Genomic DNA, 16,999 nt, shown 5'->3' on the forward strand with positions numbered 1-16,999 from the left:
CGTGTTTTTTGTTGTTAATTCGGTGTAGACTCGTAAACCTAAATCTTTTCAATTTGGTTTACAAGTCGATTATGACAACGGACGATCTTGCCTTTGACCAACGCCATATCTGGCACCCATACACATCCATGACCTCCCCGCTACCGGTTTATCCGGTGGCGAGCGCCGAAGGTTGCGAGCTAATTTTGTCTGACGGCAGACGCCTGGTTGACGGTATGTCGTCCTGGTGGGCGGCGATCCACGGCTACAATCACCCGCTGCTTAATGCGGCGATGAAGACGCAAATTGATGCCATGTCGCATGTGATGTTTGGTGGTATCACCCATGCGCCCGCTGTCGAGCTGTGCCGCAAATTGGTGGCAATGACGCCGCAACCGCTGGAGTGCGTTTTTCTCGCGGACTCCGGCTCCGTAGCGGTAGAAGTGGCGATGAAAATGGCGTTGCAGTACTGGCAGGCCAAAGGCGAAGCGCGCCAGCGTTTTCTGACCTTCCGCAATGGTTATCATGGCGATACCTTTGGCGCGATGTCGGTGTGCGATCCGGACAACTCAATGCACAGCCTGTGGAAAGGCTATCTGCCAGAAAACTTGTTTGCTCCCGCCCCGCAAAGCCGCCTGGATGGTGAATGGGATGAACGCGATATGGTGGGCTTTGCCCGCCTGATGGCGGCGCATCGTCATGAAATCGCCGCAGTGATCATTGAACCGATTGTCCAGGGCGCAGGCGGGATGCGCATCTACCATCCGGAATGGTTAAAACGAATCCGCAAAATGTGCGATCGCGAAGGTATCTTGCTGATTGCCGACGAGATCGCCACCGGATTTGGTCGTACCGGCAAACTGTTTGCCTGTGAACATGCAGAAATTGCGCCGGATATTTTGTGTCTCGGTAAAGCCTTAACCGGCGGCACAATGACCCTTTCCGCCACGCTCACCACGCGCGAGGTTGCGGAAACCATCAGTAACGGCGAAGCCGGCTGCTTTATGCATGGGCCAACTTTTATGGGCAATCCGCTGGCCTGCGCAGCAGCAAACGCCAGCCTGGCGATTCTCGAATCTGGCGACTGGCAGCATCAGGTGGCGGCTATTGAAGGGCAGCTACGCGAGCAACTTGCCCCCGCCTGTGACGCCGAAATGGTTGCCGATGTGCGCGTACTGGGGGCAATCGGCGTGGTCGAAACCACTCGTCCGGTGAATATGGCAGCGCTGCAAAAATTCTTTGTCGAACAGGGTGTCTGGATCCGGCCTTTTGGCAAACTGATTTACCTGATGCCGCCCTATATTATTCTCCCGCAACAGTTGCAGCGTCTGACCGCAGCGGTTAATCGTGCGGTGCAGGATGAAACATTTTTTTGCCAATAACGGGAAGTCAGCGTGAGGGTTTCTGGCTACACTTTCTGCAAACAATAAAGGAGGGTTCATGAAACTCATCAGTAACGATCTGCGCGATGGCGATAAGTTGCCACATCGTCATGTCTTTAACGGCATGGGTTACGATGGCGATAATATTTCACCGCATCTGGCGTGGGATGATGTTCCTGCAGGAACGAAAAGTTTTGTCGTCACCTGCTACGACCCGGATGCGCCAACCGGCTCCGGCTGGTGGCACTGGGTAGTTGTTAATTTACCCGCTGATACCCGCGTATTACCGCAAGGGTTTGGCTCTGGTCTGGTAGCAATGCCAGATGGCGTTTTGCAGACGCGTACCGACTTTGGTAAAACCGGGTACGATGGTGCAGCGCCGCCGAAAGGCGAAACCCATCGCTACATTTTTACCGTTCACGCGCTGGATGTAGAACGTATTGATGTCGATGAAGGTGCCAGCGGCGCGATGGTCGGGTTTAACGTTCATTTCCACTCTCTGGCAAGCGCCTCGATTACTGCGATGTTTAGTTAATCACTCTGCCAGATGGCGCAATACCATCTGGTATCACTTAAAGGTATTAAAAACAACTTTTTGTCTTTTTACCTTCCCGTTTCGCTAAAGTTAGTATAAAAAAGCAGGCTTCAACGGATTCATTTTTCTATTTCATAGCCCGGAGCAACCTGTGAACACATTTTCAGTTTCCCGTCTGGCGCTGGCATTGGCTTTTGGCGTGACGCTGACCGCCTGTAGCTCAACACCGCCCGATCAACGTCCTTCTGATCAAACCGCGCCTGGTACCTCTTCTCGCCCGATTCTGTCGGCAAAAGAAGCGCAGAATTTCGATGCTCAACACTATTTTGCATCCCTGACACCAGGTGCTGCAGCGTGGAATCCTTCCCCGATTACCCTGCCTGCACAACCTGACTTTGTTGTCGGCCCGGCGGGTACTCAAGGTGTAACGCATACCACGATTCAGGCGGCGGTAGATGCGGCAATTATCAAGCGTACCAACAAGCGCCAGTATATTGCCGTGATGCCTGGTGAGTATCAGGGAACGGTGTATGTCCCTGCCGCTCCGGGTGGAATTACTCTGTACGGTACAGGTGAAAAACCGATTGATGTGAAAATTGGGCTTTCCCTTGATGGGGGCATGAGCCCAGCCGACTGGCGTCACGACGTCAACCCACGCGGCAAATATATGCCGGGTAAACCAGCGTGGTATATGTACGATAGCTGCCAGAGCAAACGCAGCGACAGCATTGGCGTGCTCTGTTCTGCGGTCTTCTGGTCACAAAACAATGGCCTGCAACTGCAAAACCTGACCATCGAAAACACACTGGGCGATAGCGTAGATGCGGGTAACCATCCGGCGGTGGCACTGCGTACTGATGGCGACAAAGTGCAGATCAATAACGTCAATATTCTCGGTCGCCAGAATACCTTCTTTGTCACCAACAGCGGTGTGCAAAACCGTCTGGAAAGCAACCGTCAGCCGCGTACCCTGGTGACTAACAGCTACATTGAAGGGGATGTGGATATCGTTTCTGGTCGCGGCGCAGTGGTGTTCGATAATACCGAATTCCGCGTGGTGAACTCACGTACTCAGCAAGAAGCGTATGTGTTTGCACCGGCTACGCTGTCTAACATCTATTACGGTTTCCTCGCCGTAAACAGCCGTTTCAATGCTTCCGGTGATGGCGTGGCGCAACTGGGTCGCTCGCTGGATGTTGATGCCAATACCAACGGTCAGGTGGTGATCCGTGATAGCGCCATCAACGAAGGTTTTAACACGGCGAAACCGTGGGCCGATGCGGTGATTTCCAATCGTCCATTCGCAGGTAACACCGGCAGCGTTGACGATAGCGACGAAATACAACGCAATCTGAATGACACTAACTACAACCGCATGTGGGAATACAATAACCGCGGCGTGGGTAGTAAAGTGGTTGCAGAGGCGAAGAAGTAAAAAAAGAAAACCCGATAGTCTGAACCATCGGGTTAATGAAACTGGGCGCTATATTTCATAGCGCCTTTTTTTACATCTGACGGTTTTTATTGAAGTTAATCAAACTACCCGCCTTGATAATCTCGCGCTCTTCGGCCGTCAGGCTTTCCATGTAAAGCGTAATTTCCGTTACCGGCGCATCTTCATGGATCACATAACCTTTAAACGTCGTACCCGGATTATCCAGCGCTGCTTTAATGCCAGGGATGTAAATGTAATCACCTACGTCAAAGTTCGGTGCTTCCGCCATTTGCAGCGGTAACATCCCCCAGTTGATGACGTTAGAACGGTAGCGTTTAGTCGCGTACTCCTCGGCAATATTCGCCAGACCGCCAATCACACGCTGACAGCTCGCCGCCTGCTCACGCGCAGAACCATCGCCTGGTTTCACCGCATAGACCATACTGCCAATTTCAGTTTGCAGCGGATCAATATGCTCCTGACCAGCAATCTGCTTAATGCGCGCAAACACCTCTGTCAGCTCGCTGACATTTCCCGCCAGACGCTGATTTTCCAGCTCAGCAGTCGCTTTACTTCTACCAACATAACCTGGATCGCGGCGTGACAGGGTAAACTCCGCCAGACCAATCGGATTTGAACGATAAGAAGAGGTTTCACCGGAAGGAATCAGTTCGTCGGTGGTGGTCACTTCGTCGAGAATCTTCGAGCACACTTTGAGGACGATATTGTCAGTCAGCGCACCCAATTCCGGCCAGTCTTTAATGTTCGGTCCGTAAATCAGCGGTTGCTGGGTCGCCCCTTTCACAAAGCCCTGATAAACACGGTTTTTATACGGCGTTACATCGAAGGCGTACTCCGGCACGTTGTCCCAGCAATCGAGTTCGCTGGCAGAGGTTAAATAGCCACCGTTTGCCGCAGTCGCAGCGATAGAACGAGCGTCCATCAACGCCACCGCTGACATCTGCCCATTGGCTGGCTTAGAGCCTTCGCGATTCGGGAAGTTTCGCGTGGTGTGGCGAATACTCAAACCGTTGTTGATTGGCGTATCGCCCGCGCCAAAGCATGGGCCGCAGAACGCGGTTCTGATGATTGCGCCTGCGCCAATCAAATCTGCTACCACACCTTTTTTGGCGAGATCCATAAACACCGGCTGTGATGACGGGTAAACCGCTAACGAGAAGGTGTCATTGCCACAGGATTGACCGCGCAGTGCATTCGCCGCCGCGATGACGTTTTCGTAGTTACCGCCAGAACAGCCCGCGATAATCCCCTGCTGCACTTTCAGGCGACCGTTTTCGACTTTATCCAGCAGCGAGAGTTTGGCTTTACCGTGTGCCACGCGCTCGGACTCAATTTCAATCTCACGCAGAATGTCGGTCAGGTTCTGGTTCAGCGTGTCGATTTCATACACGTTGCTCGGGTGAAACGGCAGCGCAATCATTGGTTTGATGGCGCTTAAATCAACGCTGATGCAGCCATCGTAGTACGCCATCGGTTGAGGGTTAAGCTGGCAGTAATCCTGGCCGCGACCGTGCAGCGCCAGCCAGTTATGGACTTCTTCATCGGTTTGCCAGACAGAACTTAAACAGGTCGTTTCAGTGGTCATCACGTCAACGCTGTTGCGGAAATCGGTAGAGAGCGCTGCAACACCGGGACCTACGAACTCCATCACTTTGTTTTTGACGTAACCGTTTTTGAACACGGCACCGATGATAGCCAGCGCCACATCCTGCGGCCCCACATACGGCGCAGGTTTTCCGGTCAGATGCACCGCAACCACGCCCGGATAGTCGATATCCCAGGTGTCATTAAGCAGTTGTTTTACCAACTCGCCGCCGCCCTCGCCAACCGCCATTGTCCCTAACGCACCGTAACGGGTATGGCTGTCTGACCCGAGGATCATTTTGCCGCCGCCTGCCATCATCTCACGCATATATTGATGGATGACCGCAATGTGCGGAGGCACAAAAATACCGCCATAACGCTGGGCTGCCGATAAACCAAAAACATGATCATCACCGTTAATAGTGCCGCCGACGGCGCAGAGTGAGTTATGGCAGTTGGTCAGCACATACGGCAGCGGGAAACGTTCCATACCGGACGCTTTAGCGGTCTGTACAATACCAACAAAGGTAATATCGTGAGAGGCTAATGAATCAAACTTAATTTTAAGCTTATCCATATTTCCGGACGTATTATGAGAAGAGAGAATAGACCAGGCAATAGTGCCTTTTTTGGCTTCTTCTTTTTTAATTTCGCCGGTGAAATGTTCTTCGGCAATTATTTCGTTATTACTGGCGAGAAACACGCCTTTTTCAGATAACTTGATCATCAAATGCTCCAGATATCTGCGCACCGTGAAGTGCGCAGAAAGATAATAAATGGATATACTCTAAATAATTCGAGTTGCAGGAAGGCGACAAGCGAGTGAATCCCCAGGCGCTTACATAAGTAAGTGACTGGGGTGAGCGAACGCAGACGCAGCACATGCAACTTGAAGTATGACGAGTATATTTACAGCATGTTCCAGCCGATCAGCATATTCCACCACCACACGCCGAGGGTGATATGCACCAGGAAGGTTAATATCGTCAGTACCGCACCGACCAACCACCAGGATTTAATATCGTTGTAACCCACGCCAAAGATGACCGGACCTGCCGCGCCGCCATAGTGAGTAACCATGCCGCCATAGGAGTTAGAGAACAACAGTGCCAGCGCGGTTAACATTAACGGTGCGCCGGAGACATTCGCCAGCATGGCAAATACCGGTAACATGGCAACGATATAGGCACTACCGGAAGCGAAGAAATAACGCACGATGATGCTGAGGAAAATAATAACGAAGAAAGCAACGTTACCGTGACCATCAAATGCCAGGTTATTTTTAAAGACTTCAGCTAACCATTCGAAGAATTTAACTTTCGATAATAAGGAGCTTAAGCCGATAATACCGCCGTACCAGATTAAGGTATTCCAGCCGCCTTTATTTTTAACCACGTCTTCCCAGGTAACGATGCCCAGCAGCAGCATAGTTGCCATAACAACGATTGCCACGGTGGATTCATCAACCCCCAGAGACTTACTGAAAATCCAGCCCAGCAGCGCCAGCACAAAGACACCGAGCAGCATTTTTTCGCGGATTTTCATCGGTCCCAGTTCGGCAAGGCCCGCTTTAGCGATGGTTTTGTTATCCACCTTCTTAATTTCTGGTGGATACATGGTGTAAATCACCAGCGGGGTGACCAGCAGCATAATGATGCCAGGCAATCCGGCGGCCAGCGCCCATCCACCCCAGCTAATTTGCAGGTGCAGAATGTCGTTGATCATTTTCAGCGCCAGAATGTTCCCCGCCATTGCGGTAAAGAACATATAGCTGGTGGTTTTGGTGACCATGTAAATGGACATCATCAGGTAATGTCCGACACGACGCGGACTTTTTTCCGGTTCTGACCCCAAAGCCACCGCCACGCTGTTGATGATCGGTAACACAATGCCGCCCGCACGCGCGGTGTTAGACGGTGTTGCCGGAGCCAGTACCAGATCGAGAAATACCGTAACGTAACCCAGACCCAGGGTAGTGCTACCAATTTTACCAATCAGCAAATAGGCAATACGTTTACCTAAGCCGGTGGTCACAAATGCGGCGCTTAAGGTAAACGCCGAGAACACCAGCCAGGTGGTACCGGAAGAGTAACCGCTTAATACAGCGGTGGTTTTAAATTCCCCACCTGATAAGTTACCCACCACTACCATCGATGCGGCGACGGCAATTAACAGTACGACAGGTTCCGGGAAAGGCTTGATAACCAGCCCCACAATGGCCGCCAGGTAAATACCAAAAAGCACCCACGCCAGTTCGCTTAATCCTGCTGGAGCTGGCATAAAGCCAATAATACATGGGATTGCTAATATCAGAATTAGCTTCCATAACGATTTCTTATTCATTTAATATCCTGTTCTTTCTGTATGACTCATACAGAATTCCTTTATTGATTGTCATTATCACGACAACAAAATTTTTCAGGGAAGATAAACTTCACCGGAAAATATTTTTCTGGTCGTCCGAATAACAGATGCGCGTAACGTCGTGGCATCCTGACCTTCATTACTTAAATGAACGTCGAGCGCACCACTGGGGTGTTCAATATTGATATTGCCGTATCCTACAGAAGGGACGATTTGTCGGGTGACGGTGCCTTCCAATGCACAACTACTGGAAATAGCAATAGCACCGGTTATCGCCAAAGCGCGATGGCAAGAATGCGGCATAAAATAACGCACATTAATTGCCCCGCCTTTCTGCGCTGGAGAAATAAGTACAGGTTTAGGGATAACCATATTACTGACATCGCCTAAGCCCATTGCTTTACCCGCTTGTAGACGGATAGATTCAATGCGGGCTAATAATGCTTTGTCGGCATCCAGCTCTGCCGGTAATTCATAGCCTGTTTTTCCCAGATATTCAGCAGGAATAATGACAATTGGCATCGCCATATCGATACAGGTCACCGGGACATCGTCAAAATAATCAATCTGATTATCTGTCGGGAAGACTTTTCCGGTTTTCGTTCCGGCGGCATTCAGGAAAGTGAGCGCAACCGGTGCGGCAGTACCCGGTACGCCGTCAATTCTGGCGCTACCCTCGTACTCGACAACACCATTTGGCGTTTGCACATCAGCTTCGATGAACGTACCCGTATTGACGTTGCGGATACGTACGCGGGTAACTGGCGAAGTCGCTGCAATCAAACCATTTTCAATGGCGAATGCCCCAACGCCAGACAGCATATTGCCGCAGTTAGGCGTGGTATCGACACGTTGCTCATGGACGATAACTTGAGCAAACAGATAATCGACATCTGCATGCGGATCGCTGGAGCGGCTAATAATGGCGACTTTACTGGTCAGCGGATTACCGCCGCCAATACCGTCAATTTCCAGATCGTTACCGGAACCCATAATTGCCATCAATATTTTATCGCGCTGCGTTTGATCTTCGGGTAGATGTTCCGCTAACAGGAACGCGCCCCTCGAGGTTCCACCTCGCATCATCACGCAGGGTATTTTTTTCATAATAATGCCCTCAATTTAAAAACATAACTTATTGCGATATGGTTACATTAAGGGCAAAGCATCTCTAATGACTTTAGCTCAACGATTAATAACATTTTTTCATTAATTTAAGTTGGTTAAATGCAGTTAAAATTTTTAACGGTCAGCCACCCAAAATCGACGCTTCCATTTTCCGGAGTAATAATGAAGCATGAATTATCAAGTATGAAGGCATTTGTCATACTGGCAGAGTCCAGTTCATTTAACAATGCTGCTAAATTACTCAATATTACGCAACCTGCATTAACGCGAAGAATAAAAAAGATGGAGGAAGATTTACATATCCAACTATTTGAGCGTACAACTCGCAAGGTTACGTTAACAAAAGCAGGAAAAAGATTGCTCCCGGAGGCGCGGGAATTAATAAAGAAATTCGATGAAACGATTTTTAATATTCGTGATATGAATGCTTATCATCGTGGTATGGTGACATTAGCGTGTATTCCGACCGCAGTATTTTATTTTTTACCGCTGGCAATCGGTAAATTTAATGAGCTGTATCCCAATATTAAAGTGCGGATTCTGGAACAAGGCACGAATAATTGCATGGAATCGGTGCTGTGTAACGAATCAGACTTTGGCATAAACATGAACAACGTCACAAATTCATCCATCGATTTTACCCCACTGGTCAACGAGCCGTTCGTGCTGGCCTGTCGGCGTGACCATCCATTGGCCAAAAAGCAGCTTGTAGAATGGCAGGAGTTAGTGGGTTACAAAATGATTGGCGTACGCTCCTCCAGCGGCAACCGACTGTTGATAGAACAACAGCTAGCCGACAAGCCCTGGAAGCTGGACTGGTTTTACGAAGTGCGTCATCTTTCGACGTCATTAGGACTGGTGGAGGCAGGACTGGGGATTTCGGCGCTTCCAGGCCTGGCAATGCCCCATGCGCCCTATTCTTCGATTATTGGTATCCCACTGGTGGAACCCGTTATACGTCGGACATTGGGGATTATTCGCCGCAAAGATGCCGTGCTTTCTCCGGCAGCTGAACGCTTTTTTGCCTTGCTGATTAATTTGTGGACTGACGATAAAGACAATTTGTGGACCAATATCGTCGAACGCCAGAGACATGCGTTACAGGAGATAGGTTAATACACCGGCGCAGGAGAGACTGCGCCGGGTAAATCAGCGGTTAGTGCGCGTTAACCACCACCCACATTGGTCCCTGCCCGACCGCATAGCGGCCTTTTTCATGCAGTAGCCCCTGCTCGCCAACAATTTCGTATACCGAGATGTGGTGAGATTTTTGCCCGGCGGCAATCAAATACTTGCCGCTGTGATCAACATTGAAGCCGCGCGGCTGGGTTTCCGTTGGCTGGAAGCCTTCTTTACTCAACACGCTGCCATCTTCCGAAACGCTGAAAACGGTAATCAGGCTGGCGGTACGGTCGCAGGCGTATAAATGACGACCATCCGGGGTGATATGAATATCAGCCGCCCAACGGGTGTCGGAGAAGTTTTCCGGCATCATATCCAGCGTCTGGACACATTCGATATTGCCGTGCGGATCTTTCAGTTCCCAGACATCCACTGAGCTGTTTAACTCATTGACGCAATACGCATATTGTTCGTTTGGATGGAATACCATATGACGCGGGCCGGCCCCTTCAACGGTAGTCACTTCCGCAGGGTCCTGCGCCACCAGATGACCATCCTCGCTGACAGTAAACAGGCAAATGCGATCCTGCTTTAATGCCGGAACCCACAGCGTACGGTTGTCCGGTGAGATATTGGCGGAATGGCAACCGTCCAGCCCCTCGACCACATCGACGACGCCCACTGGCAGGCCATCTTCCAGACGCGTTACGCTCACGTTACCCGCATTGTAAGAACCGACAAAGACAAACTGCCCCTGGTGATCGGTGGAAATATGCGTCGGACTACCCGGCAGCGCAGACTCTGCGGCAAAGGTCAGCGCGCCATCGTCCGGGGCGATACGATACGCCAGGACGCGAAACTCAGGGCGAACACCAACATAGAGATAGCGTTTGTCCGGGCTGACCACCATCGGCTGCACCTGCCCCGGCACATCGACAACCTGTGTCAGCGTCAGTGCGCCTTCATGATTCAGGTTCCAGACGTGAATTTGCTGGCTCTCAGGGCTGGCGATATAAACTGTTTGCTTCATGAATGCTCCTTTGCATTTAGCAACTGACTGTAACAGCTAAAATTAGTCGCTTTTGGCGGTGAATGCTGAATTAAAACGCAGAATTTTGTCCGATAGTGGTATCGGTGTACCATTCGCGCAGACGAAAATTCTTAACCTTAATCTGGAATACGCCATGACCACACGCGTGATTGCTCTCGACTTAGACGGCACCTTATTGACCCCGAAAAAGACCCTGCTTCCTTCATCGATAGAAGCCCTGGCCCGTGCTCGCGAAGCAGGCTATCGATTAATCATCGTCACAGGTCGCCATCACGTCGCTATTCATCCTTTTTATCAGGCGCTGGCGCTGGATACACCTGCTATTTGCTGTAATGGCACCTATTTGTATGATTATCATGCAAAAACCGTGCTGGAAGCGGACCCAATGCCCGTTAATAAAGCCCTGCAACTCATTGAGATGCTGAATGAACACCACATTCACGGTCTGATGTATGTCGATGATGCAATGGTCTATGAGCACCCGACCGGGCATGTCATTCGCACGTCTAACTGGGCGCAAACCCTGCCGCCGGAACAGCGTCCGACTTTCACACAAGTCGCTTCTCTGGCTGAAACGGCGCAACAAGTTAACGCCGTATGGAAGTTCGCCCTGACGCACGATGACCTGCCGCAATTGCAGCATTTTGGTAAGCATGTCGAACATGAACTGGGACTGGAGTGTGAATGGTCCTGGCACGATCAGGTTGATATTGCACGCGGCGGCAACAGCAAAGGTAAACGTTTGACGAAATGGGTTGAGGCACAAGGTTGGTCGATGGAAAACGTCGTGGCATTCGGCGATAACTTTAATGATATCAGTATGCTGGAAGCCGCTGGTACAGGCGTGGCGATGGGCAACGCCGATGACGCGGTAAAAGCGCGCGCCAACATTGTGATTGGTGATAACACCACCGACAGCATTGCCCAGTTCATTTATAGCCACCTGATTTAATCAGGCGGTTATCGACACACTTTTAATTTGCGCGTACAGCCACAGGCCTGGTTTGATCGCCAGTTCATCCCTGGCCCACGGGCTGATACGCGCCCACAGCGTTTTACCGCCGACTTCCAGCTCCACTTCCACCTGGCCGTTGTCGTCATAACTATTAACAACTTTTGCCCGCAATACGTTACGAATGCTGGTTTGCTGCGGCGGTTGTAAAACCAGAGAAACATCGGAAGCCTGAATGCGGATACGTAGCGCAGCTTGCAGCGGTTCGTCCAGCTTATTGACCCACAAATGCTGATCGCCCAGCGCCAGCGCGGTCATCGCGTAATGCGGATGATGCTCAAGCACCGTCACTTTCAGAATGCTACTTTGTTGCTCTTTCGGCAGCCACGGATTCATCACGCTACTGCCCCACACTTCTTCCAGCGCGCCAAAGGCTTTCACCTGACCGTTTTCCAGTACCATCACTCTGTCTGCCAGATGGAGGATCTCATCCAGCGAATGGCTGACATACAACATCGGAATGTTGATTTCCCGCGTCAGACGTTGCAGATAAGGCAACAGTTCGCGTTTACGCGGAATATCCAGTGACGCCAGCGGTTCATCCAGCAACAGCAATTCCGGTGCTGTCAGCAAAGCCCGACCAATCGCCACGCGCTGTTTTTCGCCTCCGGACAGGCTGCCTGGTAAACGATCAAGCAACGGTTCAATGCCTAAAAGCGCCACCAGCTTATCGAACTGATCGACCATGCTTTTCGCCATGCCGTAGCGCAGATTGCCACGCACTTTGTAATGCGGGAACAGCCGCGCATCCTGAAACACATAGCCTACGCGACGCTTTTCTGGCGTCAGGCAGATACCTTTATCGGCGTCATTTAGTACCCGACCATTGAGGACAATCCGCCCTTTTTGCGGGCGCGTCAGCCCACTGATGGCGTTAATCAGCGAGGTTTTTCCGGCACCAGAGACACCAAAAATAGCGGTGATGCCATTGGCGGGCAGCGTTTCATTAATCGTCAGGCAATGGTTGCCCAACGTCTGGGAAAAATTCAGTTCCAGCATGATTAGCGCCCCGCCCGTTCACGGCTGATTCTGGCCAGCCATTCTGAAATCAACAGGGAGATCATCGCCAGCGCAATAGAAATAATACACAGTCTCGCCGCGCCACTTTCCCCACCTGGGGTCTGGATCAGGGTATACATAGCAGAAGGAATGGTTCGCGTTTCACCAGGAATGTTCGACACAAAGGTGATGGTTGCGCCAAATTCACCGAGCGAACGAGCGAATGCCAGTACCGTACCAACAATAATTCCCGGCAACGTCAGCGGTAAGGTAATAGTGAAGAAGACACGCCAGCGCCCGGCACCCAACGTTCTTGCGGCCTGCTCCAGTTTGATATCAACACCTTCCAGCGCCAGACGAATCGCCCGCACCATCAGCGGAAAAGACATGACAGCGGCAGCGAGAACCGCACCACGCCAGCTAAACGCGAAAGAAAGACCAAACCAGTCATACAGACGTTCACCGATAAATCCGCGCCGTCCCATCGAAACTAATAATAGGTAACCGACGACCACGGGCGGTAACACCAGCGGTAGATGCAGTACGCTGTCGAGCAGAGCTTTGCCCGGAAACGTGCAACGCACCAGTAACCAGGCAAAAAAGATCCCAAACGGCAGGCTAAGCAGCACAGCCAGGGAAGAAACTTTCAGGCTTAGTAAAACCGCCTGCCATTCTGGATCGGTCAGTATCATTACTTGGTTGTAAATCCGTAACGTTTAAAGATTTCCGCTGCCTGCGGTCCCTTCAGATAATCATAAAATGCTTTCACTGTCGCATTATTATGCCCTTCCACAACAGCAACCGGATATTCCACTTTTTTATGTGAATCTTCCGGGAAGGTGGCAACCACTTTTACCCCTTTGCTGGCAACTGCGTCAGAACCGTAAACAATACCCAGCGGCGCTTCATTGCGTTCGACCAACGCCAGCGCGCCACGAACATCTTCCGCCGGAGCCAGTTTCGGGGAGAGCGTATCCCATGCGCCCAGTTTTTGCAGTGCTTCTTTCGCATAAATGCCAGCAGGGACATGTTCCGGATCACCAACCGCGAGGCGACCGCCATTCAGCAGCGAAGTCCAGTTGGTTTTGCTGTCGATGGTGAAATCTTTCTGCTCGCTGGCTTTCGGTGCTACAACGACCAGGCTATTGCCGAGCAGTGTCTGGCGCGAAGCCGTATCGATCGCTTTTTTATCAACCGCATAATCCATCCATTTCTGATCGGCAGAAATAAACAGATCCGCAGGCGCACCCGCTTCAATCTGACGGGCCAAAGTAGATGACGAAGCGAAAGAAGAAACCACATCCACGCCTTTCTCTTTTTTATACTGCGTAGCAATGTCCTGCATTGCGTTAGTCAGTGATGCGGCGGCGAACACCGTGATTTTCCCTTCATCTGCCAGTGCATTGCCAGCAACAGCGAAAGAGAGTGCCGCCCCGGTAAACAAGTTCAACCATTTACGAGCCATTGGTAACCCCTTAATCTAACGTTATGTAGGCGTCAATATAACGGCAAGTTCGGAATTTTCCCAGCAGTTATTGCTAACCTTTGTGAGGTAGATGAGAAAAAATATCGGCAGGAAAAGCAGGAAGTTGAGAAAAAGAAAATGCCCGACTAAGCGGGCATTCAGGGAATCAATGATTTTGTCCGGGCTGGTCTTTTTTACCAACACCAGAAAAGATGTTGAATACTTCACCAAGACCGTAAATCAGACCCAGGATGATGGCCATCACGACAGGTACCATGATTACGGCGAATACCAGACTTTTTAATAACTCTAACATGGTCAACTCCAGATATAGTCATGAGACTATTCTAACCGCTAAGCACAGAAAAGCACTCCCCTTTTGTGCGGTCAGCTTTGCGTGGCGTTCGTTTTCCGTCACAATAAGACTTTTGCCAGGACATTGTTATGCAGGCCGAAATCCTTCTCACCCTTAAGCTCCAACAAAAATTATTCGCCGACCCGCGCCGCATTTCGCTACTAAAACACATTGCGCTTTCCGGTTCCATTAGCCAGGGAGCGAAAGATGCCGGTATCAGCTATAAAAGCGCCTGGGATGCCATTAACGAGATGAATCAGTTAAGTGAGCATATTCTGGTTGAGCGCGCAACAGGCGGTAAAGGTGGCGGCGGCGCAGTACTGACCCGCTATGGTCAGCGACTGATTCAGCTCTATGACTTACTGGCGCAAATCCAGCAAAAAGCCTTTGATGTGTTAAGTGACGATGACGCCCTGCCGCTGAACAGCCTGCTGGCCGCGATCTCACGTTTTTCACTGCAAACCAGCGCCCGTAACCAGTGGTTCGGTACCATCACCGCCCGCGATCATGATGACGTTCAACAGCATGTTGATGTCTTACTGGCTGATGGAAAAACACGCCTGAAAGTCGCAATTACCGCACAAAGCGGCGCACGTCTGGGGCTGGATGAAGGCAAAGAAGTGTTGATATTGCTAAAAGCGCCGTGGGTAGGGATTACTCAGGACGAGGCGGTCGCGCAAAACGCTGACAACCAATTACCGGGTATTATTAGTCATATTGAGCGCGGCGCAGAGCAGTGCGAAGTATTAATGGCGCTACCCGACGGGCAAACACTGTGCGCCACAGTGCCGGTAAATGAAGCGACTTCTCTTCAGCAAGGACAGAATGTCACGGCCTACTTTAATGCCGACAGCGTGATTATCGCCACGCTGTGCTAAGCGTGTTGACAATTTGTTATGAAACACGTATCCCTGTCAGTAATCGCTGCACAAAATGGGATATAAAATGTCATCGTTGCAAATTTTGCAAGGCACGTTTCGTCTTGGCGACACAAAAACGCTGCAATTGCCTCAGCTAACGTTAAACGCGGGTGATAGTTGGGCGTTTGTCGGTTCGAATGGAAGCGGGAAATCGGCGCTGGCCCGCGCGCTGGCAGGTGAACTTCCGCTTTTGAAAGGTGAACGGCAAAGCCAGTTTTCCCACATCACTCGTCTCTCCTTCGAGCAATTGCAAAAGCTCGTCAGCGACGAATGGCAGCGGAATAACACCGATATGCTTAGTCCTGGCGAAGATGACACCGGGCGTACCACGGCTGAGATCATTCAGGATGAAGTAAAGGATACTCCGCGTTGCATGCAACTGGCGCAGCAGTTCGGTATTACCGCCCTCCTCGACCGACGCTTTAAATACCTTTCCACTGGCGAGACGCGAAAAACCCTGCTGTGTCAGGCGCTGATGTCGGAGCCTGACTTGTTGATCCTTGATGAACCGTTCGATGGCCTGGATGTTGCCTCACGTCAGCAGCTGGCTGAGCTACTCGCCTCGTTACATCAGTCCGGTATTACTCTGGTACTGGTGCTCAATCGCTTCGATGAGATCCCGGAATTTGTCCAGTTTGCTGGCGTGCTGGCGGATTGCACGTTAGCGGAAACTGGCGCTAAAGAAGAACTGCTCCAACAAGCACTCGTTGCGCAACTGGCGCATAGCGAACTGCTTGAAGGTGTGCAAATGCCGGAGCCGGATGAACCTTCAGCACGTCACGCCTTACCCGCCAACGAACCGCGCATTGTGCTGAACAATGGCGTGGTTTCTTATAACGAACGCCCCATTCTTAATAACCTTAGCTGGCAGGTGAATCCAGGCGAACACTGGCAAATTGTCGGGCCAAATGGCGCGGGAAAATCGACGTTATTAAGCCTGATTACTGGCGATCATCCGCAAGGTTACAGCAACGATTTGACGCTTTTCGGACGACGTCGCGGCAGCGGCGAAACCATCTGGGATATCAAAAAGCATATCGGTTACGTCAGCAGTAGTTTGCATCTGGATTACCGGGTCAGCACTACTGTGCGTAATGTGATTCTTTCTGGCTATTTTGATTCGATTGGCATTTATCAGGCCGTTTCGGATCGCCAGCAAAAACTGGTGCAGCAGTGGCTGGATATTCTCGGCATTGATAAACGCACGGCTGACGCTCCGTTCCATAGTCTTTCCTGGGGACAGCAGCGTCTGGCGCTGATCGTCCGCGCGCTGGTGAAACATCCGACGTTGCTTATTCTCGATGAACCACTACAGGGGCTGGACCCGCTCAATCGCCAGCTTATCCGCCGTTTTGTTGATGTGCTGATTAGCGAAGGTGAAACGCAATTGTTGTTTGTTTCGCACCACGCTGAAGATGCGCCTGCCTGTATTACCCATCGTCTTGAGTTCGTGCCGGACGGTGACTTTTATCGCTATGCGCTGACAAAAATTAACTGAGTCGGTAATGCTGACTGTACCGGAGGCGGCCTAAGCGCCCTCTCCGGCCTACAGTTCGACGCATGCAGGCATGAAACCGCGTCTTTTTTTCAGATAAAAAGCGCAATCATTCATAAACCCTCTGTTTTATAATCACTTAATCGCGCATA

General features: G+C 50.9%; 15 protein-coding genes. 7 read left to right on the top strand and 8 right to left on the bottom strand.

Annotated elements, in window-relative coordinates; genetic code table 11:
- Window positions 1-71 precede the first annotated feature (71 nt).
- From bioA to ACJHYW_RS07785, 3 genes are all read left to right on the top strand, one after another.
- Window positions 72-1,361, top strand: a complete 1,290-nt coding sequence (bioA, locus tag ACJHYW_RS07775) for an adenosylmethionine--8-amino-7-oxononanoate transaminase (protein ID WP_001361289.1) — start codon at window positions 72-74, stop codon at window positions 1,359-1,361.
- A gap of 58 nt (window positions 1,362-1,419) precedes the next feature.
- Window positions 1,420-1,896 (top strand): kinase inhibitor, encoded by a 477-nt coding sequence (locus tag ACJHYW_RS07780; protein ID WP_000767391.1) that lies wholly within the window; start codon window positions 1,420-1,422, stop codon window positions 1,894-1,896.
- A gap of 151 nt (window positions 1,897-2,047) precedes the next feature.
- Window positions 2,048-3,331 carry a putative acyl-CoA thioester hydrolase gene (locus tag ACJHYW_RS07785; RefSeq protein WP_001091557.1) on the top strand — a complete coding sequence of 428 codons (1,284 nt, stop codon included), beginning with the start codon at window positions 2,048-2,050 and terminating at the stop codon, window positions 3,329-3,331.
- A gap of 70 nt (window positions 3,332-3,401) precedes the next feature.
- Here ACJHYW_RS07785 and ACJHYW_RS07790 read toward each other — a convergent pair whose 3' ends face one another.
- From ACJHYW_RS07790 to ACJHYW_RS07800, 3 genes are all read right to left on the bottom strand, one after another.
- Window positions 3,402-5,663, bottom strand: a complete 2,262-nt coding sequence (locus tag ACJHYW_RS07790) for a hydratase (protein WP_000593904.1) — start codon at window positions 5,661-5,663, stop codon at window positions 3,402-3,404.
- A gap of 182 nt (window positions 5,664-5,845) precedes the next feature.
- Entirely contained in the window at window positions 5,846-7,279 is a 1,434-nt protein-coding gene (locus tag ACJHYW_RS07795) for an anion permease (protein ID WP_001036491.1), read from the bottom strand.
- 75 nt (window positions 7,280-7,354) lie between these two features.
- The gene (locus tag ACJHYW_RS07800; RefSeq protein WP_000723627.1) at window positions 7,355-8,407 is read right to left on the bottom strand and encodes a 4-oxalomesaconate tautomerase; all 1,053 of its coding nucleotides are present in this window, start codon (window positions 8,405-8,407) and stop codon (window positions 7,355-7,357) included.
- Window positions 8,408-8,590: 183 nt separating this feature from the next.
- Here ACJHYW_RS07800 and ACJHYW_RS07805 point away from each other — a divergent pair, with 183 nt between their 5' ends.
- Window positions 8,591-9,544, top strand: coding sequence for a LysR family transcriptional regulator (locus ACJHYW_RS07805; protein ID WP_000679971.1), 954 nt, complete (start codon window positions 8,591-8,593; stop codon window positions 9,542-9,544).
- Between the two features lie 40 nt (window positions 9,545-9,584).
- Here the strand turns inward: ACJHYW_RS07805 and pgl are convergent, their stop codons facing one another.
- The gene (gene pgl / locus ACJHYW_RS07810) at window positions 9,585-10,580 is read right to left on the bottom strand and encodes a 6-phosphogluconolactonase (RefSeq protein WP_000815439.1); all 996 of its coding nucleotides are present in this window, start codon (window positions 10,578-10,580) and stop codon (window positions 9,585-9,587) included.
- 154 nt (window positions 10,581-10,734) lie between these two features.
- Here pgl and ybhA point away from each other — a divergent pair, with 154 nt between their 5' ends.
- Complete coding sequence (gene ybhA, locus ACJHYW_RS07815) at window positions 10,735-11,553, top strand: bifunctional pyridoxal phosphate/fructose-1,6-bisphosphate phosphatase (RefSeq protein WP_001295884.1); 819 nt, start codon at window positions 10,735-10,737, stop codon at window positions 11,551-11,553.
- Here the strand turns inward: ybhA and modC are convergent, their stop codons facing one another.
- From modC to acrZ, 4 genes are all read right to left on the bottom strand, one after another.
- On the bottom strand, window positions 11,554-12,612 hold the full coding sequence (gene modC, locus ACJHYW_RS07820; RefSeq protein ID WP_000891660.1) for a molybdenum ABC transporter ATP-binding protein ModC: 1,059 nt from the start codon (window positions 12,610-12,612) through the stop codon (window positions 11,554-11,556). It lies immediately after the preceding gene.
- A 2-nt stretch (window positions 12,613-12,614) separates the two neighbouring features.
- Entirely contained in the window at window positions 12,615-13,304 is a 690-nt protein-coding gene (gene modB / locus ACJHYW_RS07825) for a molybdate ABC transporter permease subunit (protein WP_000604045.1), read from the bottom strand.
- The gene (gene modA, locus ACJHYW_RS07830; protein WP_000113014.1) at window positions 13,304-14,077 is read right to left on the bottom strand and encodes a molybdate ABC transporter substrate-binding protein; all 774 of its coding nucleotides are present in this window, start codon (window positions 14,075-14,077) and stop codon (window positions 13,304-13,306) included. The genes modB and modA overlap by 1 nt, the downstream gene beginning before the upstream one ends.
- A gap of 166 nt (window positions 14,078-14,243) precedes the next feature.
- Window positions 14,244-14,393 carry a multidrug efflux pump accessory protein AcrZ gene (acrZ, locus tag ACJHYW_RS07835; RefSeq protein WP_000891515.1) on the bottom strand — a complete coding sequence of 50 codons (150 nt, stop codon included), beginning with the start codon at window positions 14,391-14,393 and terminating at the stop codon, window positions 14,244-14,246.
- 128 nt (window positions 14,394-14,521) lie between these two features.
- Between acrZ and modE the strand changes: the two genes are divergently transcribed.
- The gene (gene modE / locus ACJHYW_RS07840; protein WP_001147439.1) at window positions 14,522-15,310 is read left to right on the top strand and encodes a molybdenum-dependent transcriptional regulator; all 789 of its coding nucleotides are present in this window, start codon (window positions 14,522-14,524) and stop codon (window positions 15,308-15,310) included.
- A 67-nt stretch (window positions 15,311-15,377) separates the two neighbouring features.
- Complete coding sequence (gene modF, locus ACJHYW_RS07845; protein WP_000096836.1) at window positions 15,378-16,850, top strand: molybdate ABC transporter ATP-binding protein ModF; 1,473 nt, start codon at window positions 15,378-15,380, stop codon at window positions 16,848-16,850.
- Window positions 16,851-16,999: the final 149 nt, after the last annotated feature.

Origin of the sequence: Escherichia sp. WS3063, assembly GCF_046486595.1 — a bacterium.
GTDB classification, from domain to species: Bacteria; Pseudomonadota; Gammaproteobacteria; order Enterobacterales; family Enterobacteriaceae; genus Escherichia; species Escherichia coli.

Bases quoted from the DNA above. Each gene is read 5' to 3' on its own strand.
- bioA (WP_001361289.1), top strand. From the start codon at position 72: ATGACAACGGACGATCTTGCCTTTGACCAACGCCATATCTGGCACCCA.
- ACJHYW_RS07790 (WP_000593904.1), bottom strand. From the start codon at position 5,663: ATGATCAAGTTATCTGAAAAAGGCGTGTTTCTCGCCAGTAATAACGAA.
- ACJHYW_RS07780 (WP_000767391.1), top strand. From the start codon at position 1,420: ATGAAACTCATCAGTAACGATCTGCGCGATGGCGATAAGTTGCCACAT.
- ACJHYW_RS07805 (WP_000679971.1), top strand. From the start codon at position 8,591: ATGAAGCATGAATTATCAAGTATGAAGGCATTTGTCATACTGGCAGAG.
- ACJHYW_RS07795 (WP_001036491.1), bottom strand. From the start codon at position 7,279: ATGAATAAGAAATCGTTATGGAAGCTAATTCTGATATTAGCAATCCCA.
- modB (WP_000604045.1), bottom strand. From the start codon at position 13,304: ATGATACTGACCGATCCAGAATGGCAGGCGGTTTTACTAAGCCTGAAA.
- ybhA (WP_001295884.1), top strand. From the start codon at position 10,735: ATGACCACACGCGTGATTGCTCTCGACTTAGACGGCACCTTATTGACC.
- modC (WP_000891660.1), bottom strand. From the start codon at position 12,612: ATGCTGGAACTGAATTTTTCCCAGACGTTGGGCAACCATTGCCTGACG.
- modE (WP_001147439.1), top strand. From the start codon at position 14,522: ATGCAGGCCGAAATCCTTCTCACCCTTAAGCTCCAACAAAAATTATTC.
- pgl (WP_000815439.1), bottom strand. From the start codon at position 10,580: ATGAAGCAAACAGTTTATATCGCCAGCCCTGAGAGCCAGCAAATTCAC.
- modF (WP_000096836.1), top strand. From the start codon at position 15,378: ATGTCATCGTTGCAAATTTTGCAAGGCACGTTTCGTCTTGGCGACACA.
- ACJHYW_RS07800 (WP_000723627.1), bottom strand. From the start codon at position 8,407: ATGAAAAAAATACCCTGCGTGATGATGCGAGGTGGAACCTCGAGGGGC.
- acrZ (WP_000891515.1), bottom strand. From the start codon at position 14,393: ATGTTAGAGTTATTAAAAAGTCTGGTATTCGCCGTAATCATGGTACCT.
- modA (WP_000113014.1), bottom strand. From the start codon at position 14,077: ATGGCTCGTAAATGGTTGAACTTGTTTACCGGGGCGGCACTCTCTTTC.